Below are 25,911 nucleotides of genomic sequence, written 5' to 3'. Positions count from 1 at the left end.
AGGATGGAACCATGAGTACATATCTGATTGACGGCGGACGGCCTCTGGATGGCTCGGTGGCGGTCCACGGAGCCAAAAACAGCGTTTTGCCCATTCTGGCAGCTTGCCTGCTGGCCCCTGGTACCTGCGTCATCCAAAACTGCCCCCGCCTTACCGATGTGGAGGCCTCCCTGGCCATCCTGCGGCGGCTGGGCTGTAAGGCGGAGCGCCAAGGGGAGGCGGTGGTGGTGGACGCTACCGCCCCAACCGGCTGGGAAGTACCCGATAGCCTGATGCGGGAGATGCGCTCTTCCGTTATCTTTCTGGGGGCTATTCTGGGCCGGATGGGTCAGGCCAGACTGTGCGCTCCCGGAGGGTGCGAGCTGGGCCCCAGACCCATCGACCTTCACCTGGCAGCCATTCGGACCCTGGGAGGCACGGTGGAGGAGGCGGACGGTGGCCTGTTTTGCTCCGGGTCCCTCCGTGGGGCGGATATTGTTCTTTCCCTGCCCAGCGTGGGGGCGACTGAAAACGCCATGCTGGCGGCGGTGTGTGCCCAGGGCACCACCACCATCACAAACGCTGCCCGGGAACCGGAGATCGTGGATCTCCAGGGCTTTTTGCAGACCCTGGGGGCCAGCGTCCGGGGGGCGGGCAGCTCAGTAGTGACGGTAGAAGGGGGCAGGCCCCTCCACGGCGGCGCTTACACCGTTATGGGGGACCGGATTGTGGCTGCCACTTACCTCAGTGCCGCGGCGGCGGCGGGCGGAAGTGTGGAGGTCACTGGCGTGGACTGGCGCACCCTGTCCACCGTGACGGCGGTGTTGACGGAGGCCGGCTGTCAGGTGACCAGCGGCAGAGACCGGATCTTCCTCAAGGCGCAGGGACCTCTGAAGGGAGTGCGTCCCATCCGCACCGCTCCCTACCCCGGCTTTCCCACCGACGCCCAGGCTCCGGTGATGGCGGCCCTGGCGGGGGGGACCGGCTGCACGGTTTTTGTGGAAAATATGTTTGACAGCCGGTACCGCCATGTGGATGAGCTCATCCGCATGGGGGCGGATATCCGGGTGGAGGGCCGGGTGGCCGTGGTATACGGTGTGAACCGGCTCCATGGGGCAGCAGTGGCCGCTTCCGATCTGCGGGGCGGGGCCGCCCTGGTGGTGGCCGCTCTGGGCGCCAGGGGACGCACCACCATCACCGGCCTGCACCACATGGACCGGGGCTACCAGGCCCTGGATCGTGACCTCCAGACGCTGGGAGCCGGCATCCGCCGGGTATGACTCAAAAGCTTGAGGAAAATGTAAGAAATTCTTAGTGGAATTTGAACCATTCTGTGAGAGGATGGAGTAAATCACAGACAGGAGACCGGAAGAATGGCGGCAAGACGGAACAGACGAGGACGGCGGAGGAACCGGGGGCGCTTTGGCGGCCTCTATATGCTGCTGTCCATCGTGCTGATTCTTGCCGCCATTCTGGCTGGCTGCGTGATTTTTTTCCGGGTCCACACCATGGTGGTGACGGGCAACAGCCGGTATACGCAGGAAGAGATCATCGCCGCGGCTCAGGTGGAGGAGGGGGACAATCTCTTCACCCTAAACAAATACCAGATAGCCCGGCGGATCCTCACACGCCTGCCCTATGTGGATGAGGTATCCATCAGCCGAAAGCTGCCCGATACCTTGATCTTTGAGGTGAAGGAGAGCACTGGCGTCCTCTGGGTGGAGAGCGGCGGTACCTGTTGGCTGATGGACAGCAAGTGCAAGCTGCTGGAGATGGGGGACCAGTCCCTGGTGGATGGCAAGCCCAAACTGCTGGGTCTGACTCCGGTGGACCCCACTGTGGGCAACTCTCTGACGGTTTCTCCCGAGCAGCAGGACAAGCTGGAGCGGCTCCAGTCCTTTCTGGCGGCCATCCAGGCCCGGGAGATGACCGGAAGTCTCACCTCCTTTATCGATTTGACCTCGGGCAACGAGATCCGGTTCGGCTATGGGGAGGAATTGACGGTGGTGTTCCCACTGAACGGGGACTTTACCCAGGAGACCTACGAGTTGAAGCTGGCCCTGGAAACCATGGACCAGCGGGGCCTGCCCCGTACCGGCACCCTGGACCAGAATTATGAGAGCGCCGAGATCCATCTGCTGCCGGAGCGGTGGCTGCCGTCAGGCTGGGAGGGCGCAGAAGAGAACCAGACTGCGGAAACTCCGGTTCAGACTCCGGAGGCAAGCACTGATCCCGGAGAGGATGCCGGCGAGGCCGGTAACGCCGGGGACACAGACGCCGGAAACGGCGATCCCGCCGCCTGAGGCAAGGAGACGTATTCAGAGCATGAAGATCAAATGGAAACGAAACAAAGGGGAACTGGCCGTGGTGGTGGTGTGCATCATCGTGGGCTATTTGCTGGCTGCCCAGCTGCGGACGGTACAGCTCACCGGAGCGGCGGATGCTGCCAGCGCCAGCCGCCTGGAGACCTTGCAGGAGTTATACAACGAGCAGTCTGAGCAGAATGAGGCCCTGGAGGACCAGGTGAAGCAGCTCCAGAGCGAGCTGTCCATCTACCGGGAGCAGGCCGCCTCCGGCGAGGCGGGGAGCGAGGCCCTGCGCCAGGAGCTGGAGCAGCTGGAGATCACCGCCGGCCGCACCGATGTGGAGGGACCCGGGGTGTGCATCATCCTGGAGGACTCCACCCAGAGCAACGTCACCGGCAATGAGGCCGACTATCTCATCCACGACAGCGATCTTTTGTCCGTGGTCAACGAGCTGCGCTCAGCGGGAGCGGAGGCCATCTCCCTCAACGGAGAGCGGCTGCTGGCCAACAGCGAGATCCGCTGCACCGGGGCGGTGGTGACGGTGAACGGACGGCGGTACGCCGCCCCCTACGTCATCTTCGCCATCGGCGACAAGGAGACCCTGTACAACGCCCTCACCATGCGCAACGGGGTGGTGGACGTGCTGGGCCAGTGGGGGATCACCGTGAAGGTGACCATGAACGACCTGCTGCTCATCCCCAAATACAGTGGTACCGTGGAGTACCGGTACGCCCACACCGTCACCGGAGAGGAGGGGAACGGCTGATGCTGGAGCTGATCGGCCTGCTGTGCGGCCTGCTCATCGGCGTGCTGGTCCCCTGGACCATCCCCGCCCAATACTCCCTCTACGCGGCGGCCGGCCTGCTGGCTGCCCTGGACTCCGCCCTGGGCGGCTACTGCGCCCGGGTGCAGAAGGAGTTCCGCCTGTCCGTCTTCCTCTCGGGCACCATCGGCAACGCCCTGCTGGCCGTGCTGCTGACCTGGCTGGGGGAGAAACTGGGCATCCCCCTGTATCTGGCGGCGGTGGTGGTGTTCGGTACCCGCATCTTTCAAAACTTTGCTAAAATCCGCCGGGAGCTATTGACCTTAAAGCAAAAGAGAGATAAAATAAACCAAGATATAGTATCTGGTCGGGAGCCCGACAACAAGTGATGAAAGTTACCCTTTATCTGTGTGTTTTGCACGAAATCGTTTTACATAGGAGGAGCAGTTATGGCGTTTGGACTGGACACCGGCCCCGATAACGTAGTCACCATCAAGGTGATCGGTGTTGGCGGCGGTGGTAACAACGTGGTCAACCGGATGGTGAAATCCGGTACCAAGGGCGTGGACTTTATTGCTGTGAATACGGACAAGCAGGCCCTTTCCGTTTCCAGTGCTACCTTTAAAATCCAGATCGGTGAGAAGCTTACCGGCGGTCAGGGGGCAGGCAGCGATCCTGAGGTGGGCCGTAAGTCTGCCGAGGAGAGCCGCAACGCGGTGTCCAAGGCCCTGGAGGACGCCGATATGGTGTTCATTACCGCCGGCATGGGCGGCGGTACTGGTACCGGCGCGGCCCCCATCGTGGCCGACATTGCCAAGGAAATGGGTATCCTCACCGTGGGCGTGGTCACCAAGCCCTTTAACTTTGAGGGCCGCCGCCGGATGCAGCAGGCCGAAAAGGGCATTGAGGAGTTGCGCACCCGAGTGGATAGCTTGGTCATCATTCCCAATGAGCGGCTGAAATACGCCACCGATCAGAAGATCACCTTCCAGAACGCCTTTGAGATCGCCGATGATGTGCTCCGCCAGGCGGTACAGTCTATCTCCGACCTGATCAAGAATACCGGCTTCATCAACCTGGACTTTGCCGATGTTACCGCCGTCATGCAGAACGCGGGCATGGCCCACATGGGCGTGGGCCGGGCCGGTGGCAAGAACAAGGCCGAGGAAGCTGCCAAGATGGCTATTTCCAGTCCCCTGCTGGAGACCTCCATCAACGGGGCCAAGGGTGTGCTGGTCAACGTCACCGGCTCGGTGGATATTGGCCTGGAGGAAGTGGAAACTGCCGCCAACCTGGTGCAGCAGGCCGCCCATCCCGATGCCCTTATCATCTTTGGCGCCGCCTTCGACGATACTCTGGAGGACGAGATCCGGGTCACCGTCATTTCCACTGGCTTTGAGGAGGCTGAGGGATCTATGCCCAATAAGCCCTTTACCGCTGCCGCCGAGAAGAAGGGGGCTGCCCAGCAGCAGTCCCAGGCCAGCGCCGCTGCTCCTCAGCAGGATGCTATCGCTCCCGCCGAGGACGATCCCTTTGAAGATATTTTCAAGATCTTCAACCGCAACCGCTGACGTATTTACCGGGAGCCGCCCAATGGGCGGCTCCCGGTTTTGCGTTTTGCAGGGTTGCAATCCGGCGGAAAAAGGCATATAATATAACCCGGCCAGGCCTGGAAAGGGATCTATGGCCCAAACTCAAGAAATAAGGGAGTGATATGCGCCGTGAGCGGTGACCCTCTGAGTCGAGCGTATTCCAAATCTGGCACGGCGTATCTGTTGTCCCTGTGACCCTTGGTCTGCGTGACGCCCGTACGCCTGTGCTCCGTTGCCGTCCCCTGAATAGGGTGAGCGGTTCCAAGAGACAATAGGTGTGCGGGGATTTTTATGCTCATTTTGCCCCTGCGCCCGGAAAGGCGTGAGTAATTTGCTTTCGATCCACAAGACCATCAACGGTAAAATGACCCGTCTGGAGTCTGTCCAGGACGGCTGCTGGGTCAATTTGACCTACCCCAGCGAGGACGAACTGAACACGGTAGCGGTGACTCTGGGGGTGGAGCCCACCTTCCTGCGGGCCGCCCTGGACGAGGAGGAGACCTCCCGTATCGACACTGAGGACGGACAGACCCTTATTATCATCGACGCCCCCTCGGTGGAAAAGGACGACGCGGTGGTGTATTCCACCCTTCCTCTGGGCATTATCGTGACGGAAAAGCACATCATTACCGTTTGCCTGAAGGAAACCTCCATCCTGAAGGACTTTCAAGATGGGCTGGTGCGCAACGCTGACACTCAGAAGCGCACCCAGTTCATCCTCTATATGCTGCTCCAGGTAGCCAAACGCTTCCTGCAATACCTGAAGCAGATCGATAAGATCTACAACTATATGGAGCGCCAGCTCTACAAATCCCAGCGGAACAAGGAGCTCATCCAACTGCTGGACCTGGAAAAGTCCCTGGTCTACTTCAATACCTCCCTGAAGGCCAATGAGGTCACCCTGGAGAAGATCCTCCGGGGTCGCATCATTACCCTTTATGAGGAGGACCACGACCTGCTGGAGGACGTGCTCATCGAGGTGCGCCAGGCCATCGAGATGGCCAACATCTATTCCTCCATCATCTCCGGTATGATGGACGCCTTCGCCAGCGTCATCTCCAACAACCTGAACGTGATCATGAAGGTGCTCACCTCCATCACCATCCTGCTCACCATCCCCAACATCTTTTTCAGCTTCTACGGCATGAACGTGGCCAACCTGCCTCTGGATCACTTCTGGTGGTTCCCTCTGGCCCTGTCGGTGGTGGTCATTCTGGTGGTGGGGATCATCCTGAAAAAGAAAGACCTGTTTTGAGTATAAAGGCCTGCCGTATGGATACGGCGGGCCTTTTATGGAAAATATTCGGATATATCCGGAATTTCATGCAAAAAATTTCGGGTCTCCTTCACATTATGGTAACATTTCTATGGGATAATAGTTAGCAATCAAGCTATCAGACAGGGGATCGACAGACCCCAAACGGGAAGAATGAATGGAGGTTTTACATGGCTACCAATCCAAACTATTGTGATATCACCTCTGAGATCCAGGCCCTGGCAGGGTGCGCCCGGGACAACAGCCGTATCGATCCGGACGATTATGTGAAATACGATGTGAAGCGGGGCTTGCGTGACCTGAACGGCAAGGGTGTCCTGGCCGGGCTCACCGAGGTGTCCGACATCGTGGCCAAAAAGGTCGTGGACGGCGAAGAACTCCCCTGCGAGGGCAAGCTATATTACCGTGGAGTGGACGTGGAAGAGCTGGTGGCGGGCGCCCTGCGGGAGAACCGCTTTGGCTTCGAGGAGACCGCCTATCTGCTGCTGCTGGGCAAGCTGCCCACCAAGGAGGAACTGGACAGCTTCACCAAGCAGCTCTCCTACTACCGTTCCCTGCCCAATAATTTTGTGCGAGACGTCATCCTGAAGGCCCCCAGCCATGACATTATGAACTCTCTGGCCCGCAGCGTGCTCAATCTCGCCTCCTATGACGACCGGGCGGACGACATCTCCCTGCCCAACGTGATGCGCCAGTGTGTCCAGCTCATCGCCCTGTTCCCCATGCTCAGCGTCTACGGCTACCAGGCCTGGAACTATAAGAGCGGCAGCAGCCTGTACATCCACGCCCCCCGGCCGGAGCTGTCGGCGGCGGAGAACATCCTTACCCTGCTGCGAGCTGATTCCTCCTATTCCTTCTGGGAGGCCCATGTGCTGGACATCTGTCTCACTCTCCACGCTGAGCACGGCGGCGGCAATAACTCCACCTTTACCACCCACGTAGTCACTTCCTCCGGCACCGATACCTATTCCTGCATGGCGGCCGCTCTGGCCTCCCTGAAGGGTCCCAAGCACGGCGGCGCCAACATCAAGGTGGTGCAGATGTTTGAGGACATGAAAAAGACGGTGACCGACTGGAAGGACGAGGACGAGATCAAGCACTACCTGCGGGCCCTACTGAACAAGGAGGCCTTCGACAAGGCCGGGCTCATCTACGGCATGGGCCACGCCGTCTACTCCCTGTCCGATCCCCGTGCCAACGTGTTCAAGTCCTTTGTGGAAAAGCTCTCCCGAGAGAAGGGCCGGGACGAGGAGTACGAGCTGTACTCCCTGGTAGCCAAGCTGGGTCCCGAGGTCATCTCCGGCGAGCGCAAGATGTACAAGGGGGTCTCCGCCAACGTGGACTTCTACTCCGGCTTCGTGTATCACATGCTGGAGCTGCCCCTGGAGCTGTACACCCCCATCTTTGCCATGGCCCGTGTGGCTGGCTGGTCCGCCCACCGCATCGAGGAGCTCATCAACATGAGCAAGATCATCCGCCCCGCCTACAAGTACGTGGGTACCCACACAGACTATGTGCCCATGGAGGAACGCTGAACCCCATGAAAAAAGAGCCGCCCGGACGGGCGGCTCTTTTACTGCCTATTCGTCTGCGGTGCGGCGTACCTCCATGTAATAATGCTCCTGCGCCGGGTCCAGGGTGACGGTGTTCACCCCGTTGTCCAGGTCGAAGCCGAAGTTCTGCCGGACGATTTCGATGAACCCCCGGTCCTCCAGGGTGGCGGTCTGGCTTGTGCAGGTCAGGTTGGAGCCCAGCTGGGTCACCAGGTCGTAGCCGTACACCCCCTGGTTTTCGGTGTGGGCGCAGTAGTGGTCATAACTGGCCTCCTTGGTCATGTTGGCGGTGAGGGTGACGCTGCCCCCGGCGGGGATGGTGAGCTCCCCTGTGAGATAGAACACCCGGTCCACCAGGGCAAACTCGGTGTTCAGCATACTGTCGTCATAGCGCTCCATGGGGTGGTCGGACAGGGAGCCGTAGGTGAGATAGAAGTCAAAGGCCAGGCCGCAGTACAGCTCGTAGGTCATGCCGGGGGCCTTCTCCAGCCTCTCCCAGGCCTGGTCCAGATAGTGGGTGCGCAGGGCGGTGGCCAGATCGGTCTCATACCGCTCCATGGTGGCCCCGGCCTCCATGGTCTCCTCGGTGTCCCACCCGCCGGTGACATAGCCCTGGGTGGTGATGTCAGAGATGTCCTCCCCCACCACAATGAGGCACCACTCCTCTGTGGGGTGCAGGTCGCCGGGCTGGGGGATGGAGAAGCCCTTGCCCATGATCCCGTTCTCCCGGTCGTACATCCCGGCGTGGAAGCCGGTGGAGAGCACGGCGGTCTTTGCGTAATCCAGGGAGAAGAGCACCCGGAGGGTGGGGTTGGGGTGCTCCTCGTCCTCGGGACCGCCCCAGGCGTCGGTGAAGCGGTAGACGATGGCGGGTACGTGGCTCAGGTCGGGCAGCTGGGTCAGGGCCCCCTCCAGATAGCTGCCGTCGGCCAGCAGGGCCTTGTAGTCCTCCCAGCTCTCGGGATAGAGCAGGTTGGCAGTGCCTGGGTTCTCCCCGGTGGCCTGGAATTCCTCCCCCCAGGCACCCTGGAAGCCGCCGGAGTAGTCCCCTGCCCGCAGGGAGGTCTCCAACGCCTGGCCGTCAACGGTGAGGGTGGGGGACTCTTCCCACAGCTGCTGGACGGAACTGACAAAGGGATAGTATATGGTGATACTTTGGTCGGTGTCGCTGTGGTTGGTCAGGGTGTAGGAGTCGGTGACCAGAATGTCGGTGGACCGGCTCCAGTAGCCCCCGGCGTCCATTTCCGGCGTCTCCACCCACACCGGCTCCCAGGAGGCGAAGTCCAGGGTGACGTCCCGCTCCGCCGTGATATTGTCGTTTTCCTCCCCCAGGGTCAGGGGGAATACCGGCCCGGCGTAGGACATGAAGGTGGAGCCCTCGTCGTGGCCGCCTCCGCCGGCGCTGCCCCCGAACCGGGGCAGGGGGATGGCGCCGCTGAATACCCCCGCGCCGATCACCACCACCGCCAGGGCGGCGCACACCCCCATCCAGGGCTTGAACCGCCTCCGGGGCCTGGGTTCACGGGCCAGGGCATCCAGCCGCGCCCGCAGCTCCGGAGAGGCGTGGAGCCCCTCCACCTGGGCCATGTAATCCAGTCTATTCATCGTCAAAGCCTCCGATCATCCGCTCCCGCAGGGCCTGCCGCCCCCGGGCCAGCCAGGACAGCACGGTGTTCCGCTTGGCCCCCAGGATCTCTCCGATCTCTTTGGCGGTGTAGCCCTCGAAGTAGTGCAGGTAGATGGCGTTGCGGTAGGGCTCCGGCAGGGCTCGTACCTCGTCCAGCACCGAGCCGTCGGCCCCCGCCGGGGCGGGGAACTGAGGCGGCAGGGGCACCTCCGTGGAGCGCCTGGCCCGGTGGAGGTTCTTGCACTTGTTGATGGCCACCCGCAGCAGCCAGGCCTTCAGATGCTCCCCGTCGGCGAAGGCCTTGCCGCTGCGCAGCAGGGCCTCAAAGACCTCCTGGGTCACATCCTCCGCGTCCTGTACCGTGGGGGCGTTGTGGCAGGCCGCCCGGTACACCGTGTCCAGGTAGTGTTCCATTGCATAGGAGAAAGGGGCGTCGCCCCGAAGCTGCATGGCCATGTCGCTCTCTCCTTTCTGCCCATAACACACCTGAGCCGGGCGGATGATTGCATCGGAATCCAAACAATTCGCCGCCGCAGGAATGCGGCGGCGAATTGTAGTCAGGGCTGCCCGGCTACTGCCTCGGCCACCCGGATGCCGTCCACGGCGGCGCTTGTGATGCCCCCCGCATAGCCTGCCCCCTCGCCGCAGGGGTAGAGTCCGGCGATTACGGACTGATAATTTTCCCCCCGGAGAATACGCACAGGAGAGGAGGAGCGGGTCTCCACCCCGGTGAGCAGGCTGTCCGGGGCGGCGAAGCCCCGGAGCTTCCGGTCAAAGATGGGCAGGGCCCCCCGCAGGGTGTCGGTAACGTAATCGGGCAGGCAGCGGTCCAGGTCCGCGGGGACCACCCCGGGCCGGTAGGTGGGTTCCACAGCGCCCAGCCGGGTGGAGGCATGGCGGTCCAGAAAATCCTTTACGGTTTGGGCGGGGGCCATATAGCCGCCGCCCCCCAGGGCGAAGGCGGCCTCCTCCCAGTGCCGCTGATACGCCACCCCGGCCAGGGGATGGTCCGAGCCGAAGTCGGCGGGGTTGACTCCCACCAGGAAACCGCCATTGATGTTCTTCCCGTCCCGGGCCCGGCAGCTCATGCCGTTGGTCACCAGCCGCCCCTTCTCCGAGGCGGCGGCCACCACCTGGCCGCCGGGACAGACGCAGAAGGTGAAGGCGCTCCGGCCATTGGGCAGGTGGCAGGCCAGCTTGTAGTCGGCGGCGGGGAGGCGCTCCCAGGCGGGGCCAAACTGGGCCAGGGAAACGGCGCTCTGTGGGTGCTCGATGCGCACCCCGATGGCAAAGGCCTTCTGCTCCATGGGTACCCCGGCGGCGTGGAGCATCTGAAAGGTGTCCCGGGCGGAGTGGCCGGGGGAGAGCACCAGGGCGTCGCAGGGCAGGTCGTAGGGGCCCTGGGGCCCTGTGACCGTCAGGCCGGCCACCGCCCCGTCCCGGAGGGTGAGGCCGGTGAGCTGATGGCAAAACCGCAGGTCGCACCTCAGGGCCAGCAGCTCCAGCCGGATGGATTTCACCACCTCCCGCAGCACGTCGGTGCCGATGTGGGGCTTGTGCTGGTACAGGATGTCCGCCGGGGCCCCCGCCGCCACCAGCTCCCGGAACACGGTGGCGATCCGGGGGTCGTGGGTGCCGGTGTTCAGCTTGCCGTCGGAAAAGGTGCCCGCGCCTCCCTCGCCGAACTGTACGTTGGAGGAGGGGTCCAGCACACCGGTGGCCCAGAACCGCTCCACGTCCGCGGTCCGCTCCTCCACCGGGCGGCCCCGCTCCAGCACGATGGGAGCCAGGCCGTTCCGGGCCAGGAACAGGGCGGCGAACAGCCCCGCCGGGCCCATGCCCACCACCACCGGGGGCAGGGGGGAGGTGCGCCGCACCGGGGGAAAGACGTAGGGCTGGGGGACGTGGAGGCTGACGTTTTTGTCCCGGCAGCGGGTCATCAGCCGGACTTCGTCGGCCACCGTCACGTCTACGGTGCACACATAGTGGACGTCGCTCTTCTTCCGGGCGTCGATGGACTGCCGGGCCAGGGTCAGGCTCCGGATGGCCTCCGGCCTGACCCCCAGGGCGCGGGCGGCCTTCTTTTTTAATTGCGCCTCCCCCCCGTCCAGGGGGAGGGGGATATTTTGGATACGGAGCATATACAGTACCTCGTGAGAAAGGATGAGAAGCGCGGGCGACCATAAAGGTCGCCCCTACAATATATCAAAAAGTCAGTCGTTTTCAAAGTCAATTAGGAATAATTCGTTTGGTGTGCAGTTTAAAAGAAGGCACATTGCTTCAATGTTATCATATCGAATAGATTTTGTTTGATTGTTTACCATCCGATTGAAATTTTGATAGCTCATACCCAACTGTTTATAGAGCCAATACTTGCTTTTCCCCTGGGCTTCCAACAGAGACAAGACGTCTAATTTAATCATATCCTATGCACCCGCTATCTAATGTAATAAATAGATAGTATGGTGTATCTTATGAAAAACTATAGACTAATACATTAGATAATGCTATAGTCTATAGTGGTGATGAAAATGAATCGAGACAGGATGCGGATATTACTGAAAGAAAAGCAAAAAGAGATGAGAATGGACAACCCGGAATACTGTCTGGACTGTGTAGTGCGGGTGACACTGGCAGAAATATTGGCTGGCTGGGAAACGATAGGCTTTTTGTTTCAGTCTTACCTAAGGCAGGAAGAAGCCGAACGACTGGACTATTATATCTATTGTTATGAGTGGGGACGTGTGATGGCATCTAAGGAAAAAGGGATAGGCACACATGATTGCTATCCAAAAGTGCCAGAACGTAAAGCCCATTCAATGCAGTTAGATCAACTTGCAAAAGAGCAGGGCGGGCAACTGCGGCGATTATGGCGCCGTTACCAGATGGTATCCAGAAAATGCTGGGTGTATGAAAGCGCCTATATGACTGTACTTGGTTTAGATAGCGAAGAAAGATGAAAGGAGCAGGCGCTCTCCAGAGTGCCTGCTCCTTTTGGATAGCTTTGATAAATAGAAAGTATCTCAGTAGGAAACGCCCTGCCAGATCATGGCGTCGGCCAGCCCCAACCCGCAGGACGGGTTGGGGGCCCCAATCGTTTTATCTGCTCGGGCGAAATGAATTCGCCCGGCATCAAGGTTTTGCCTTGCGGCAAAACCCTTGGACGGCGCTTACCGCGCCGCCCCATCTGCGATGGGGCCCCGGTGGCCGACGCAAAGGGAGCTGCGGCATTGCCGCAGCTCCCAGAGAAATGGTTATATTGCTATAGACGTTCTGCTTAGTAAGACACGCCCTGCCAGATCATGGCGTCGGCCACCTTCATGAAGCCGGCGATGTTGGCACCGGCCACCAGGTTGCCGGGCATGCCGTACTCCTCGGCGGCCTTGGCGGCGTTGTGGTAGATGTTGGTCATGATGCCGTGGAGCTTCTGGTCCACCTCGTCAAAGCTCCAGCTCAGGCGCATGGAGTTCTGGCTCATCTCCAGGCCGGAGGTGGCCACGCCGCCGGCATTGGAGGCCTTGGCGGGGGCGAAGAGGACGCCGTGCTCCTGGAACCAGGCCACGGCCTCGGGGGTGGAGGGCATGTTGGCGCCCTCGGCCACGGCGAAGCAGCCGTGCTCCACCAGAGCCTTGGCGCCCTCCAGGGGCAGCTCGTTCTGGGTGGCGCAGGGGAGGGCGATGCCGCAGGGGACGGTCCAGATGCCCTGGCAGCCCTCCACATACTTGGCGGTGGGCACGTAGTCCAGATAGGTCTTGATCCGCGCCCGCTTGACCTCCTTGATCTCCTGGATGACCTTGTAGTCGATGCCGTTCTCGTCCACGATGTAGCCGTTGGAGTCGCTCATGGCGATGACCTTGCCGCCCAGCTGGGTGGCCTTCTGGTTGGCGTAGATGGCCACGTTGCCCGAGCCGGAGATTACCACGCTCTGGCCCTGGAAGGACTTGCCGGCGGCCTTCATCATCTCGTCGGCGAAGTAGCACAGGCCGTAGCCGGTGGCCTCGGTGCGCACCAGGGAGCCGCCGTAGGTCAGGCCCTTGCCGGTGAGCACGCCGTTGAACTCATTGCGGATGCGCTTGTACTGGCCGAACAGGTAGCCAATCTCCCGGGCGCCCACGCCGATGTCGCCGGCGGGCACGTCGGTGTCGGGGCCGATGTGGCGCTGCAGCTCGGTCATGAAGGACTGGCAGAAGCGCATGACCTCGTTGCTGCTCTTGCCCTTGGGGTCGAAGTCGGAGCCGCCCTTGCCGCCGCCCATGGGCAGGCCGGTGAGGGAGTTCTTGAACACCTGCTCAAAGCCCAGGAACTTGATGATAGACAGGTTGACGGAGGGGTGGAACCGCAGGCCGCCCTTGGAGGGGCCGATGGCGGTGGAGAACTGCACCCGGTAGCCCCGGTTCACCTGGACCTGGCCCTTGTCATCCACCCAGGACACCCGGAACAGCAGGCTGCGCTCGGGCTCCACCATGCGGTCGATGATGCCCATCTTGGCCAGCTCGGGCTTCTGGTTGAACACGGGCTGGAGGGTCTCCAGCACCTCGCCCACGGCCTGGAGGAACTCGGGTTCGTGGGAGTTCTTCTTGCAGACGCCATCATACACGCCCTGGAGGTAAGGATTGGTGATCGTGAATGCCATATTGCCAGACTCCTTTGTATGGCGGCCCCTGTGGACGGCGCCACCGGATTTTGATACACTGAGAGCGGCGCCGAAACACCTGCTCCAACATGATGGTGATATTATAATGCGTTATTCCAGGAAATGCAAGAGTAAAATATAAAATTGCAAAAAGGCTGAGTAACTTCGTGAAAACTTGTGGGTATTGCACCAATAATCGCTTTAGCGTGCAATAGAATGACGAATGTAACATTTTTGCCGCCGGCGCGTTATTTGGGTGAGAGGAGGGGAGAGAAGTGGAGTCCAACAGGCTGGAAGCGATCTACCGCAGGTATGCCGGGGAACTGTACCTCTACGCCTTCTCCCTCTGCCAGGAACGGGCCGGGGCGGAGGATCTGGTGAGCGAGGCCTTCTGCCGGGCCCTGCTCTCCCTGGACGGGACGGAGGAGAGCTGGAAGGGGTGGCTGTTCAAGGTGTGCCGCAACCTGTGGCTGGACCAGTGCCGCCGCCGGAAGCGCCTCACCGGGGAGCCGCCCGATCCGGAGCGGCTGGTGGGGGAGAGCGACTTGCTGGAGGACCTGCTCCGGGAAGAGCGCCGGAGGACGGTTTACCGGGCGGTGCAGGAGCTGGCTCCCCTGGATCGGGAAATCATCACGCTCTACTACTACGGCGGGCTCCCCCTGAAAGAGGTGGGGACGGCCATGGGCATCACTCCCGGCGCGGCCCGGACCATGCTGTGCCGGGCCAGGAAGAAGCTGAAAGGCAGATTGGAGGGAATGGTATGATGTTCCGGGAATTGCTGGAGAAATACAAGAACGGTACCGCCACCCAGGAAGAGCGTGCGCTGGTGGAGGCGGAGCTGGAGAAGAGCGAGGCCATCGCCGACTATCTGGCGGAGGGCCTGGACGCGCTGGAGTGGAGCGGGGAGGCGCTGGATACCTCCGGTGCGGAGGTAAAAAAGGTGAAGCGCGCCGTGAACCGCCGGCTGCGCGGCGCCGCCCTCTGGGCGGCGGCCATCGTGCTGGCGGTGGTACTGGCGGCACGGTTTGTGGTCGATCCTCTGGTATCTTCCTTTTATTATCAGCCCAATGCCCAGACCGTGGGCCAGGAGGAGTACGGCGACGCGCTCTACGATCTGACCGCCCTGTACAGCCTTTTGGTGCCGGGGCAGACGGTGACTGAGGTCCAGACCCGGGACCAGGGGTTTGGGAGGTACGCCCTCACCTACCAGACGGAGGACTGGCTGACAGGGGAGACGGGGCAGGTGAGCCGGACCATGCTGCCCGGCGAATATGGAACGGTTGGTTGGATCACTCCTACCACGCAAGGGGGCTTTGATCTGCTGACCATGGAGGCCATCGCGGAGGAGGGGAGGGGACTGTCGGGAAGCGACTACAGCCAGGAGCTGGTGGATTACCTGTCTCAGCTGCCCGAGACCTCCTATCTGGCAGTGTGGGTCCATTTTCCGGAGCGGCTCAACCCCATCGGCTTTGCGCAGCTGGAGGCGGCATACAACAGCTATTGCGCCCGGGGTATCCTCTCCTTCCGCTGGGCCGCCGTACAGGCGGCGGAGGACAACCAGCGGCTCATGGGATATCAGACCCAGGACTGCCCCTGCCTGGAGGCCAGGCCGGACCAGGAGCGCTACCCCATGTTCTCCTATACCCAGATGTGGGAGGAGATGGCGGAGCGCGGCTTTACGGAGGAGAGCGCGGTCCAGTTTGAGGGCAGCGCCGCCAAGCGGCACTTTATGACCCTGCTCAGCTATCTGGCGGACCGGCCGGAGGCGGTGGAGGCCCTGGGCGGGTCTGCGGACAGCCTGGATCTCCAGGGGGCGCTGGACTATGTGACGGAACACGGGGTGCAGATTTACGGGGCCCTGGTGTATGCCCAGCCCTCTGCGCTGCTCCGGATGTGGGAGGACGGCGTCATTGACGGGCTGTCCATCCAGAGGGTGCTGCCCTCCCGCTATTCCGGCAGTACCGATCTCCGCCAGTAAAAAGTGCTTTGACGAACGCCGCCAACTGTACTATACTAAAGACAGGATAGGAGGTGTCCTTATGAAGCACATCGTGATCACCATTGGCCGCGAGTACGGCTCCGGCGGGCGGCTCATCGCCAAAAAGCTGGCCGACCAGATGGACATTACTTTTTATGACAAGCAGCTGATCTCCGACGTGGCCAAAAAGACTGGCTTCTCCGAGCAGTTTATCCGCAATTCGGAGCATCAGCGCCCCACCAACAGCTTTCTGTACGACCTGTACACCAGCGTGCAGACCCCGTCGGTGCCTGACCAGGTGTTCATTGCCCAGGCCAAGGTCATCAAGGAGGCGGTCCAGAAGGGCCCCTGCGTGATCGTGGGCCGGTGTGCCGACTACATCCTGCGGGATCACCCCCACTGCCTGAAGGTGTTCATCAACGCCCCCCTGGACCAGCGGGTGCGCCGGGCCCGGGAGGAGTACGGTGTCCAGGAGCCCAACCTGGAGAGCTACGTGGTCCGCCAGGACAAGGCCAGGGCGTCCTACTACAACTACTTCGCCACCGGCCGCTGGGGCCAGAGCCGGGAGTACGACCTGTGTATCAACAGCCGCATCGGCATCGACGCCGCGGTGGCGGTGATCCGGGCGGCGGCGGAGGCCATTTGAGCCGTTAAGTTCTTGGCTGCGGAACGCTTATAAAATGGACTAAAAAAGCAAGGGAGCGTTGCGGATGGATATTCTGCAACGCTCCTTTGCTTTGACTGATAAAACAAGTCGGAGCAAGCGATGTGCCGCTTGCTCCGACGATGTGTCATCCCAACAGTATAGATGCAGAAGAACATGGGGCCCCACACGGTGGGGTGGCGCTTTTGCGCTGTACAAGTATTTTCGCCATGGACAAAAACCTTGGCGGAGGGGCGGCCTTGCTGCCCTGAGCATTGAAATGAGCCTGTGGTCACCAAAATAAAAGCACCTGCGAAGGGTTAAGCCCCATAGGTACACAATGTGAACCTATGGGGCTTAACGCCGTGTATGGGGAAAATTAGGGCTTGTGGAGCACCACAGGCTCTAATTTCTTATTTAACAGGACAACTACCGGCTCTCGCAAAAGTGGTAAGTTTTCTACCCACGGACAGTGGTGTATGGTCTGCAAAACCAATGATAAGGCATTTATTGAAATACAAATATTCCAGTGGCTTTTCACGCTAACTTGTGGTATGGTGTCTTGCTACAAGGAGGTAGAGCACATGAACAACGCCCTGAAAAAATTCTATTACAGATTTTACACGCCACTGCCTATGGCAGAGTCTGAGCAGGAAATTGAAACTTGCCACCAACAACTCATTGAGAGACTGGAAAAGCCAGAGAGAAAGCTGGTGTTGCGGATAATGGACGCACAGAACCTAATCACAGAGGAACGCTCCATGGACAGTTTCCTTTGCGGATTCCAATTAGCATGGGAATTGGCATATGAACTGAACCACTTTGAAATGGACAGGCATCCATCTCCAGCGGAAGAAGCGGAGATGGATGCCTGATTTTACATAGGAAGTAGTGTGCTGAATTAAGGCGTATCATAATATTTTGCCTTTAGGAACAAGTCCTTCTGATTGATCACTTCTGAGTTCTCTTCCTACTAAAACTTTTTACGCTACTTTACAGTTAAAAATCTTCTCTGCTATAATAATTGTCAAAATATGCATGAAGGTGAGCAACAATGAACATTCTTTTAATCTGCGGAAGCCCCAGAAAACAGGGTAATACCGCACAGATTCTGCGACAGCTATCTATTGCCCTGGAAGGGGAAACGGTGACCATGGTCTCTCTGGCCGAGCTCCATCTCAATGGATGCCTTGGTTGTTCGGTGTGTCAGAGTGATCTGGAGAAGCCCGGCTGTGTCCAGCAGGACGACATAACGGCCCTCCTTCAGCAGGTGATGGAAGCCGATGCAGTGGTTTATGGAACCCCGCTGTATGGCCACTCCTATTCCGGGCAGCTGAAACTGTTCATGGATCGCCATGTTGCGCTGTTCAAATTTGTGGACGGCGGAGACAAGGCAGTGGAGGAGATGGAGATTCTCTCCTTCATCCGCAATAAGCCTGTGGCGCTGGTGGTGTCCTGCCAAGGGCCTGAAGAGCACAACACAGAGCTTGTTGCAATGCAGTTTGAAAAATTTTGCGAATCTTCTTTGGCTTGCAATTTGGGTACCTATGTATTCCCCTGGTGCGATCCAAATGTGAAAGGATCGAATTACAGTCAGGACACCTTGCAACGGTTGGCAGCCTGGGTCCGCAGCGCCAGAGCATAAAATCTCCTGCATATAAAAACGCCTTGGAAAGACGCTTGTAATCATCGTCTTTCCAAGGCGTTTCCATTTAAAGAGTCTGCAACAGCTCCAGCACGATCCCGTCCGGATCCCGTAGATAGACTGCCCGGCTCTTGCCAAATCCATATTCTGGAGTCAAAGGTCTGCGGTTCGGACAGGAACTCCACGCCCATCTCCTTAAGACGCCGGTACTCCCGGTCGATGTCCTCTACGGCAAAGCACAGCTCCGAAATGGAGGTACGAAACAGATCTCCGGACTGACGTTCCGGTTCCTGCCCAACAAATTGAATCAGCTCCACCGGCGGCGCAGCCAGTTCCCGGCTGCCGTTGAGATAGGCCACTCTGGCCTTGCAGCCCTTCCGCTGAAACAGCTGCTCTGTCTCCAGCCCTTCCATCTCCATCTCGCCCAAATAGGCAAGCCCCAGAACATCCCGATAAAATGCCACCGAACGGTCCAGATCCGTTACCGTCAGACCCACATGAATGATTCCTTTCAGCATAAGCGTTACCTTCTTTCCGGTCTATTTATGTCACCAACATGGTTACCATTACCGTTATTTCTGCTATTATAGCATCAGGTGTGTGAGCGTGCAAAACACTTTTATTAACGGGGAATTTTATCCCGAGGAAAAATTTTCAGGCGGTTTTGGGGGCTGTGGTAGTTTTATTTATACTCTTGTGGTAAAATTTGATAAAAAGTATTTAGCCAATAGAAAATAATGGAAGGACGATCATTATGAATAATGAATATGATAACGAAAAATTTTTTAACGAGTACGCAAAAATGGCCCGTAGCCAAAATGGACTGGAGGCTGCCGGAGAATGGCACCAACTAAGACCTCTATTTCCAAAACTTGATGGAAAAAAAGTTTTGGATTTAGGATGTGGCTATGGGTGGCACTGTAAATTTGCAGTAGAACAGGGTGCTAAACAGGTATTAGGTATTGACCTGAGCAAAAAAATGATTACAGAAGCACAAAAGAGAAATGCAGATGAGTGCATACAATATCAAGTAGCCGGTATTGAAGATTATAATTATCCCCCAAATACATGGGATTGTGTTGTCTCTAATTTGGCTTTACACTATGTAGAGAATCTCGATGAAATCTTCAAAAAAATTTATCAAACACTAAAGGCAGATGGCATATTCCTTTTTAATATTGAACATCCTGTGTTCACTGCGGGAGTTGGGCAAGATTGGATATACAAAACTGATGGAACACCGAAGTATTGGCCGGTTGACAATTATTTTCTTTCAGGTCAAAGAAACACTCATTTTTTGGGTTGTGATGTAGTGAAATATCACCATACCCTTACCCAGATTCTGATGGGATTATTAAATAATCAATTTGATATTGCCGTTGTAGAGGAAGCCCAGCCACCAAAAGAAATGATGGATATTCCGGGAATGACGGATGAACTTCGTCGCCCGATGATGTTGCTTGTCAAGGCGATAGCAAAGAAGAAAAGATAATTACCAAAAGGCCGTTAACCTTTTGCATTATGCAGAAGAAACGGTCTTTTTTTATCCCAATTTTCAAAGAAGGAGGTCATTTTTATGCCAGAGAAGAAAACACTCGACCAACTCCGTTTGGAGAAAGAACGGGCAGAACTTAGGCTTGCCCAAGAGCAGCACAGGCTTACCCGTCTGGAAAACCGCAAGCAGTATTACGAGAAAGGCGAACGAGCGAAGCGCACCCATGAGCTTTGCAACATCGGTAGCAAGGCCGGATGGCATAGAAGGACACCGACAGTCTCGCTATCGGTGTCCTTCTATCTATGATATAGCAAAAACGATTGTTGCAGGATTTACTTCTACAATGGCATGTCATATGGTTGTTTAGTCAGCCATTCCGATCTGACCGATGGCATAGCGCAGGGCTTTCACGCTGATGGGCGACTGGGGCAGGATACTCCCATCCGGCTCCAGCAGCTTGTTGACAATGGCAAATGCAACGGCGTCCCGGGCCCAGGCGGAGACTTGTTCGCCATCCTCGTACCGGTCCAGAATGTCTGCATCGGTCACCTTGGGGCTGCCGAACAGACGATAGATCATCACCATGGCCTGTTCCACGGTCATGGCATCCTCCGGCCCAAAGAAGCCGTTGCCGTAGCCGCCCAGATAACCGTTTTGCTCTGTCCAGGCAACTGCCTCAGCGTAAGGAGCATCCCAGGCCACATCCGTAAAGGTGGGGGTTCCAACGGCCTCGTCCCAGCGATGGGCATGGTCAAACAGCATCTTGGCTGCGTCGCCCCGGGTGACGGAGACCGTGGCTGTATCGGCCCAGCTGACGGAGATGTCATCCAGATAGTAGGAGGTCACCCCTTCAAAGCCGGAGTCTGTGCCGATCACCAGATACGCCGTTCCCGCTTCATCTGTCCGGGCAATTACCTTAGTCTCGATCTCGTTGAACTCATATTCGCCGGGACGGTTGACTTCCTCTTTGGCAAGGTTGCCGACCACGATCATGTCCGATCCGCTGGTGCTCTGACTGCCCTTGTCGATGTTCAGGCGGAAGTGGTTCAGGGTGTCCAGGCTGTTTTCCGGCTCCTCAGAGGCAACACCGCACTTGACGAAGACCGATTCTCCGGGAGCGCCGCCGATGCCGATCATATCATTTTCCACATTGGTTGCCAGCTTGAAACGGACAGTGAACTGATACTCTGTCTCGGGAGCCAGGCCACTCAGTTCTTTGAAATATCCCATAAAGAGATCGTCGCTGTGATTATTGCCGGAGAGGAAAAGTCCCTTTCCAGCGTCTGCAATGGGAACCTCCTCATGGCCGGAGCGAAGCTCATAAAATTCCTCCACCCCCTGCTCGTTGGGGTAGTCGGAAAAAATGGGAGTAAACCCACCGTCATTCTGGTTAAAGTCAAACCCTACTCCGGTGGTCGTCTCCTTTGCGGCGGCAGTCCCCGCCAGAATACTCATGCCAATGGCCGCAGCTATGCTTAGTGAACAGAATCGTTTGAACCGCATTTGAAATCCTCCTTCGATGTTTTGGCGTTTGCCCGTTCATCTATTTAGATGCGGCGAGGATTTCGCTTTGTTGGAATTTTGTCGGAAAATTTGAAAAAAGAATTCCGGCCACAATGGAAACGATCAGCAGGGTCAACCACACCGTAAACCAGGGAGACAGGGACGGCTCTGCGGGCGGGATGCTGCTGATGCCAAAATCGCCGCCAGGCTCCTGGACAGGTGTACGGAAATACTGGGCTGCCTGGTACAGAAGACCAACCGCAGAAACGATTGCCACGCTGACCAGAGCGGTGAGGGTTCGCCGCAGGCTTTTGATGGAGGTGTTGTAGAGCCACTGGACCGTTCCCACAGGCATGGACAACAGCTGGGCGATCTCCTTGTGACTCAGGCCACCCAGGACTTTCAGGGTGACCACATTCTGTCGCTTTTGATCAAGAGAGGACAGCATGGACTGAACCGTCTCCATGTCCTCCAGCATCTCCAACTGCCGCTCAGGGACAGGGATCTCCGGAAGCTCATTCACAGAATGCTCCGGCTTCTTTTTCCGCAGGACCATTAGGGCTTCATTTTTGACCACCGTATGGGGAGCCAGGCCAGTTCGTGATCGGAGGGAAACAGGCTCTCGTCCATGGTATAGAGCCGCAATGCCGCGTTTTGTACCGCATCCATAGCGTCGCTCTCCTGCCGGAGCACCGCATAGGCAGTGCTAAACAGAAGCCGGTAATACCGGGCATAGAGCAGCTCAAATCCTATCGGGTTCTTTGTTCGGATCAAAGCCAGAATCTCCTTGAGGTCGGCGTGTTTTGTATCGTGTGTTACTCGAAACATACTGCTTATATTGAATTCAACTCTTTTCTCACATGGTACTTCGATATATCATGATTTCTTCCCCTTTGGTATCCAGTTCGCCTGTAAATTCAAATCCAATTACTCATGCTCACCTCTATGTTTCTGCTTTTCTGTATTCTGTGGCTCTGCCAGGCAAACCAACGCCATCACCACTTGATGGTTTCGGATCTCAGTGACCCGGATCACCAGGCCGGTGGTTTCCACTTCAATAGTGGCCCCATCCTCGGGAATGGTGGCTACGGCCCCAAAGACCAGTCCGTTAAAAGTGTCGAAGTCGTCGCAGGGCAGTGTGACACCAAGTACCTGGGCGACCTCCTCCAGCGGGGTCTCTCCACGGATCTTCCAGGTGCCGGAATCCACAGCCTCGATCAGCGGAAGAGCGCTTCGGCATATATCCTCCTCGCCCAGATCTCCCACCAGCTGTTCCACAAGATCATTGATGGTGACAATGCCCGTCATGCCGCCGTATTCGTCCAGCACCACCGCCAAGGGATGACAGCCACCCTTCATGTTGCGGAACAGCACATCTGCCTTGACGCTGTCCGGTACCAAATAGGGAGTCTCCACCGCCTGTTCCAGCACGGCCTCCCGGCTCCGTTCGGTCAAACGGAAGTAATCTTTTGCATTGAGGATACCCACCACATCGTCCGCGGATTCTCCGCACACAGGATACCGGGTGTGGCGGCTGTTGTGGATGGTAGCAGCCCACTCCTCCATGCTCTCCTCCAACCATAGAATGGTCAGATCAGTTCGATGGGTGGCAATCTCCCCGGCGGTCAAGTCGTCAAACTCAAAAACATTTTGGATAAATTGCTTTTCTTCATAGTCAATCGTGCCTTTCTGAGTACCCACATCCACCATCATGCGGATCTCCTCCTCACTGACGGTCTCCTCCTCGGCGTTGGGGTCGATACCAAGCAGGCGGAGGACGGCATTGGTGGAAACGGTCAGGAACCACACGATGGGGGCAAACAGCTTGGCAATGGCGGAGATCAGGCCGGAGATTCCCAGAGCCAGGGACTCTGCCTTACGCATAGCCACCCGCTTGGGAACCAGCTCACCAAAGATCAGGGTAAAGTAGGACAAAATCAGCGTGATGATGACCACGGCGATGGCATCCAAGGTAGCAGCGGGAATGCCCACACCCAGGCCTACCAGCCAACTGACCAGGCCGTCCGAAAAGTTCTCCGCCGCAAAGGCACTGCCCAGGAAGCCGGACAGGGTGATGGCTACCTGGATGGTGGCGAGAAAGCGAGCCGGTTGGCTGGTCAGACGAGCCAGTCGTACGGCTCGTTTATCTCCCTCCGCCGCCATTCGGGCCAGCTTGGCATCGTTGATAGAAATTACTGCAATCTCCGCACTGGCAAAGACTGCGTTGAGCAGGATCAGAAACACCTGCAGTAAAATCATAAATAAGATAGAATTTTCCAATGTAAGTACCTCCTCAAATCATAACAATTACAGAAAAAAGCGCAAAAAGACACGACCTGTCACATTATTCGCGAAAGTACAGGCCATGTCTCATTCGATTCTGTTCATAATTGTACGAGGAAGGCTTGGCGGGGGTGTTACTGTCACCGTCATCCATAAGTTGAAGACCTTCTCCTTTCATTGTAATGTTCCATATCTTATCAGACAATCTTCGGTTCGTCAACTTGTGAAGTGACTATTATACATATAGATTCTGTTCAGATCATGTCCCTGTCCCGAGTCATGAGGCAGTACATATTTCTTTCTTTTGATCCGTCATGTAAAACCGGACGAAAGGCCGAAGATAGATCGAATTATGGTTTCTGTTTATGATTTTACTTAGTAAACACTATAAATACAATCCGTATCCCGATGACCGCCCATTTTCTCCCAATATCCATCTCTTCCAGTTTGTTCATGAGAAGAGTGTAAAAAATGCAAAGAAGAGAACAGCCGGAAATCCTCAGGGATTTCCGGCGTAGTTCATGTATTTCTTTTAAACCTCACGTCCGCCTTGTATGTTAGAAAACGCCAGCAACTCTGCACCGGACCCATGCCAAGCTCCAAAATGGTTTCATCGCCTCTTATTCATCCAGCTGTGCACAGGCAATTTCATACTCCTGCTGGCAGGGAAGCACTTTCTTTTCCTTTTTCGGGAATGAAGCATCGAAGGCGAGGATATCCGCTTCCTCCGCCTCCAGCGCCTCGGAAAATTCAGCGTAACCATGGATTCCCTCCAGGGCATTTTCCCGGAGGGGCAGCACCAGAAGACCGGTATAGAACTTTCCGTCCGGCATAGAGATGCCGTATTTTTTCCCGCCGCAGAATCCATAGAGGGAAACCATGCTGTCAGCGTATCCTTATAGACTAAATCACCAGTAAACAGATAGCCTGTATTTGCTTCCCAAAAGCACATATGTCCCGGTGCGTGTCCTGGTGTATGAATGATTTCAACCGTTCTTCCGCCTAAGTCAATATGTTCACCAACATGCAATATTTTGGTCGGTTTTCCCTGAAAAAACTTATATTCGTTGATTTGAAAATCAGTTGGTAATTCACAGCGGTCAACCACATATTCCTTAATCGTTTCTAACGGCTGAGGGAAGCCGCCGTTCAGCCAATCCAATTCTGCTTCATGTGCATAAAAATCAGGATAGTATTTATGACCGCCTATGTGATCCCAATGGATATGGGTTGCAATAGCTGTAACAGGCTTATCTGTCAACTCTGAAATCACTTCAGAAATATTACAAATTCCGAGTCCTGTGTCAATTAACAAACTGCGTTTGGTACCATTCAGCAGATAACAGTGTGTTTCTTCCCAATGACGGTATTCGCTAATAACATACGTACCCTTGCCCATGAGTGCGCTCATCAAATCCTGTTCCAGATGGAGACAGACGAAGTTCGGAAAGTCTGCCAGCGTAAATATTCCGCCCGGACAGCCTATTCGCTCCGGGAATTAAAAACCCGTGAAGACTGGAATGAATGGCAAGCAAATGTCTTAGGCGCGGCCATCCTGATGCCCCAGCGGGAAATCGACCTTGCGGTTGCGTATTACGCCAGAGGCCGGAAGCTCGTCAGCTATGAAGGGACTTTTGTCTATCAGGACAGGGTTGCGCTGGATTTAGTCTGTAAGCAGTTTGGCGTTTCCAAATCAGCCGCAATCATCCGGTTGAAACAGCTTGGTCACTTGGAGTGCTGCCCATACAGCGAGTACAACGATCCGTTGGAGGTGTGGGCATGAAGAAAAGCATCCGTGTGTCTGAGCCTTCCCCTGAGATGCAAGAGAAAATCCGAAGGGCGCGACACGCCATTGTCAATCAGAAGATGCGCATGGTGAAATGCCCATATTGTGGGCATAAGGGAACAACCGGTGGCCTTGAGGTTGTCATGCGCAGTATCATCTATGCTGCGTACAGCAAGGATCTCTCGGTCAAAACGACAACTGCAAAAATCCAGATGATGAAGCAGGGCAAGTATGTGGGCGGCTACGCTCCCTACGGCTATGTGCTTCACCCGGAAATCCGCAACAAGCTTAAACTTGACCCGGAGGCCGCAGAAGTCGTTCGCAGGGTCTTCGATGAGGCTTTGCAGGGCATGAACACATCACAGATTGCTCTTGGCCTGAACGATGACAACATTCTCACGCCGGGACAGTATTTCAAAGGCAAGCATCCTGACAATAAGAAGTTCAGCTACATGAGCGATAAGATAAGCTGGACGGCATCTATGGTCTATAAAATCCTGACCAACTATGTTTATACCGGAGCGACAGTAGGCCACAGGCGCAAGTCCGGCGGTGTCGGCTCACGGAAGAGCATCCCGCAGGATCGAGAGGACTGGATTGTCGTTGAGGGGATGCACGAAGCTAAGGTAGTAGGCGAATACCAGAAAGGCGAAGGTCTTACATACGAGCTTGCCCATGCTTTGATCTCTGCCATCTATGTTCATGGTCAGGACAGTATCGAAATAGTCTGGAAATTCAAAGACATCTTTGAAGATATGGAGGGAAAGGAATGACTGTTGCGGTTTATGTGCGAGTGGCTACGGTAGAACAGATTAGCTCTGGTGAGGCCAAGGAAAATACAACTGTCAA

Annotated in this window: 28 protein-coding genes; 17 read left to right on the top strand and 11 right to left on the bottom strand. The window is 57.0% G+C overall.

Going from position 1 to position 25,911, the window contains the following annotated elements:
- Positions 1-11: 11 nt before the first annotated feature.
- The 7 genes from murA (at position 12) to H6B51_RS04120 (ending at position 7,451) form a co-directional block, all read left to right on the top strand.
- Positions 12-1,259, top strand: coding sequence for a UDP-N-acetylglucosamine 1-carboxyvinyltransferase (gene murA, locus H6B51_RS04150; RefSeq protein ID WP_204882479.1), 1,248 nt, complete (start codon positions 12-14; stop codon positions 1,257-1,259).
- 93 nt (positions 1,260-1,352) lie between these two features.
- A complete protein-coding gene (locus H6B51_RS04145) occupies positions 1,353-2,282 on the top strand; it encodes a cell division protein FtsQ/DivIB (RefSeq protein ID WP_204882478.1) in 930 nt (309 codons plus the stop codon).
- 22 nt (positions 2,283-2,304) lie between these two features.
- Entirely contained in the window at positions 2,305-3,051 is a 747-nt protein-coding gene (locus H6B51_RS04140) for a DUF881 domain-containing protein (protein WP_204882477.1), read from the top strand.
- The gene (locus H6B51_RS04135; RefSeq protein ID WP_204882476.1) at positions 3,051-3,437 is read left to right on the top strand and encodes a small basic family protein; all 387 of its coding nucleotides are present in this window, start codon (positions 3,051-3,053) and stop codon (positions 3,435-3,437) included. Before H6B51_RS04140 ends, H6B51_RS04135 begins: the two co-directional genes overlap by 1 nt.
- Before the next feature lie 60 nt (positions 3,438-3,497).
- Positions 3,498-4,619, top strand: coding sequence for a cell division protein FtsZ (gene ftsZ / locus H6B51_RS04130; protein ID WP_204882475.1), 1,122 nt, complete (start codon positions 3,498-3,500; stop codon positions 4,617-4,619).
- Between the two features lie 352 nt (positions 4,620-4,971).
- Positions 4,972-5,895, top strand: a complete 924-nt coding sequence (locus H6B51_RS04125; protein WP_243421129.1) for a magnesium transporter CorA family protein — start codon at positions 4,972-4,974, stop codon at positions 5,893-5,895.
- 191 nt (positions 5,896-6,086) lie between these two features.
- Entirely contained in the window at positions 6,087-7,451 is a 1,365-nt protein-coding gene (locus tag H6B51_RS04120; protein WP_204882474.1) for a citrate/2-methylcitrate synthase, read from the top strand.
- Between the two features lie 45 nt (positions 7,452-7,496).
- Here H6B51_RS04120 and H6B51_RS04115 read toward each other — a convergent pair whose 3' ends face one another.
- From H6B51_RS04115 to H6B51_RS18040, 4 genes are all read right to left on the bottom strand, one after another.
- Entirely contained in the window at positions 7,497-9,074 is a 1,578-nt protein-coding gene (locus H6B51_RS04115; RefSeq protein WP_204882473.1) for a hypothetical protein, read from the bottom strand.
- Positions 9,067-9,552, bottom strand: a complete 486-nt coding sequence (locus tag H6B51_RS04110) for an RNA polymerase sigma factor (RefSeq protein WP_204882472.1) — start codon at positions 9,550-9,552, stop codon at positions 9,067-9,069. Before H6B51_RS04110 ends, H6B51_RS04115 begins: the two co-directional genes overlap by 8 nt.
- Positions 9,553-9,653: 101 nt before the next feature.
- Positions 9,654-11,237, bottom strand: a complete 1,584-nt coding sequence (locus H6B51_RS04105; RefSeq protein ID WP_204882471.1) for an NAD(P)/FAD-dependent oxidoreductase — start codon at positions 11,235-11,237, stop codon at positions 9,654-9,656.
- 72 nt (positions 11,238-11,309) lie between these two features.
- Complete coding sequence (locus tag H6B51_RS18040; protein WP_204882470.1) at positions 11,310-11,519, bottom strand: helix-turn-helix domain-containing protein; 210 nt, start codon at positions 11,517-11,519, stop codon at positions 11,310-11,312.
- 123 nt (positions 11,520-11,642) lie between these two features.
- Between H6B51_RS18040 and H6B51_RS04095 the strand changes: the two genes are divergently transcribed.
- Positions 11,643-12,056, top strand: a complete 414-nt coding sequence (locus H6B51_RS04095) for a hypothetical protein (RefSeq protein ID WP_204882469.1) — start codon at positions 11,643-11,645, stop codon at positions 12,054-12,056.
- 317 nt (positions 12,057-12,373) lie between these two features.
- On the opposite strand, the gene gdhA is transcribed toward H6B51_RS04095, so the two are convergent.
- Positions 12,374-13,729, bottom strand: coding sequence for an NADP-specific glutamate dehydrogenase (gene gdhA, locus H6B51_RS04090; protein WP_204882468.1), 1,356 nt, complete (start codon positions 13,727-13,729; stop codon positions 12,374-12,376).
- Between the two features lie 275 nt (positions 13,730-14,004).
- On the opposite strand from gdhA, the gene H6B51_RS04085 reads away from it, so the two are divergent.
- The 5 genes from H6B51_RS04085 (at position 14,005) to H6B51_RS04065 (ending at position 17,995) form a co-directional block, all read left to right on the top strand.
- Complete coding sequence (locus H6B51_RS04085) at positions 14,005-14,493, top strand: RNA polymerase sigma factor (protein ID WP_204882467.1); 489 nt, start codon at positions 14,005-14,007, stop codon at positions 14,491-14,493.
- Complete coding sequence (locus H6B51_RS04080) at positions 14,490-15,707, top strand: anti sigma factor C-terminal domain-containing protein (RefSeq protein WP_204882466.1); 1,218 nt, start codon at positions 14,490-14,492, stop codon at positions 15,705-15,707. The genes H6B51_RS04085 and H6B51_RS04080 overlap by 4 nt, the downstream gene beginning before the upstream one ends.
- A 61-nt stretch (positions 15,708-15,768) precedes the next feature.
- Complete coding sequence (locus H6B51_RS04075; protein ID WP_204882465.1) at positions 15,769-16,353, top strand: cytidylate kinase-like family protein; 585 nt, start codon at positions 15,769-15,771, stop codon at positions 16,351-16,353.
- Positions 16,354-16,934: 581 nt separating this feature from the next.
- Positions 16,935-17,225: a DUF6809 family protein gene (locus H6B51_RS04070; RefSeq protein ID WP_204882464.1), complete on the top strand. Its 291-nt coding sequence runs from the start codon at positions 16,935-16,937 to the stop codon at positions 17,223-17,225.
- A 179-nt stretch (positions 17,226-17,404) separates the two neighbouring features.
- On the top strand, positions 17,405-17,995 hold the full coding sequence (locus H6B51_RS04065; protein ID WP_204882463.1) for a flavodoxin family protein: 591 nt from the start codon (positions 17,405-17,407) through the stop codon (positions 17,993-17,995).
- 41 nt (positions 17,996-18,036) lie between these two features.
- Here H6B51_RS04065 and H6B51_RS04060 read toward each other — a convergent pair whose 3' ends face one another.
- Positions 18,037-18,513, bottom strand: a complete 477-nt coding sequence (locus tag H6B51_RS04060; protein ID WP_243421128.1) for a VOC family protein — start codon at positions 18,511-18,513, stop codon at positions 18,037-18,039.
- A 236-nt stretch (positions 18,514-18,749) separates the two neighbouring features.
- Between H6B51_RS04060 and H6B51_RS04055 the strand changes: the two genes are divergently transcribed.
- Positions 18,750-19,487 (top strand): class I SAM-dependent methyltransferase, encoded by a 738-nt coding sequence (locus tag H6B51_RS04055; RefSeq protein WP_204882462.1) that lies wholly within the window; start codon positions 18,750-18,752, stop codon positions 19,485-19,487.
- Between the two features lie 84 nt (positions 19,488-19,571).
- A complete protein-coding gene (locus H6B51_RS04050) occupies positions 19,572-19,796 on the top strand; it encodes a DUF3847 domain-containing protein (RefSeq protein WP_204882461.1) in 225 nt (74 codons plus the stop codon).
- A 57-nt stretch (positions 19,797-19,853) separates the two neighbouring features.
- On the opposite strand, the gene H6B51_RS04045 is transcribed toward H6B51_RS04050, so the two are convergent.
- The 5 genes from H6B51_RS04045 to H6B51_RS04025 form a co-directional block, all read right to left on the bottom strand.
- Entirely contained in the window at positions 19,854-20,993 is a 1,140-nt protein-coding gene (locus tag H6B51_RS04045) for an S-layer homology domain-containing protein (protein WP_204882460.1), read from the bottom strand.
- Positions 20,994-21,033: 40 nt separating this feature from the next.
- A complete protein-coding gene (locus tag H6B51_RS04040; protein WP_204882459.1) occupies positions 21,034-21,549 on the bottom strand; it encodes an RNA polymerase sigma factor in 516 nt (171 codons plus the stop codon).
- Positions 21,549-21,767, bottom strand: coding sequence for an RNA polymerase sigma factor (locus tag H6B51_RS04035; RefSeq protein ID WP_204882458.1), 219 nt, complete (start codon positions 21,765-21,767; stop codon positions 21,549-21,551). Before H6B51_RS04035 ends, H6B51_RS04040 begins: the two co-directional genes overlap by 1 nt.
- A gap of 153 nt (positions 21,768-21,920) precedes the next feature.
- A complete protein-coding gene (locus tag H6B51_RS04030) occupies positions 21,921-23,273 on the bottom strand; it encodes a hemolysin family protein (RefSeq protein ID WP_243421127.1) in 1,353 nt (450 codons plus the stop codon).
- A 613-nt stretch (positions 23,274-23,886) separates the two neighbouring features.
- Positions 23,887-24,687, bottom strand: coding sequence for an MBL fold metallo-hydrolase (locus H6B51_RS04025; RefSeq protein ID WP_204882457.1), 801 nt, complete (start codon positions 24,685-24,687; stop codon positions 23,887-23,889).
- A 15-nt stretch (positions 24,688-24,702) separates the two neighbouring features.
- On the opposite strand from H6B51_RS04025, the gene H6B51_RS04020 reads away from it, so the two are divergent.
- Together H6B51_RS04020 and H6B51_RS04015 are read left to right on the top strand one after the other, a co-directional pair.
- On the top strand, positions 24,703-25,059 hold the full coding sequence (locus H6B51_RS04020) for an ImmA/IrrE family metallo-endopeptidase (protein WP_243421126.1): 357 nt from the start codon (positions 24,703-24,705) through the stop codon (positions 25,057-25,059).
- Positions 25,056-25,835 (top strand): recombinase family protein, encoded by a 780-nt coding sequence (locus H6B51_RS04015; RefSeq protein WP_243421125.1) that lies wholly within the window; start codon positions 25,056-25,058, stop codon positions 25,833-25,835. The genes H6B51_RS04020 and H6B51_RS04015 overlap by 4 nt, the downstream gene beginning before the upstream one ends.
- The last annotated feature ends 76 nt before the right edge of the window (positions 25,836-25,911 follow it).

Origin of the sequence: Pseudoflavonifractor phocaeensis (genome assembly GCF_016901955.1) — a bacterium.
GTDB lineage: Bacteria > Bacillota > Clostridia > Oscillospirales > Oscillospiraceae > Flavonifractor > Flavonifractor phocaeensis_A.
The sequence above is the reverse complement of the archived record's forward strand: the minus strand, read 5'-3'. Positions and strand labels throughout refer to the sequence as shown.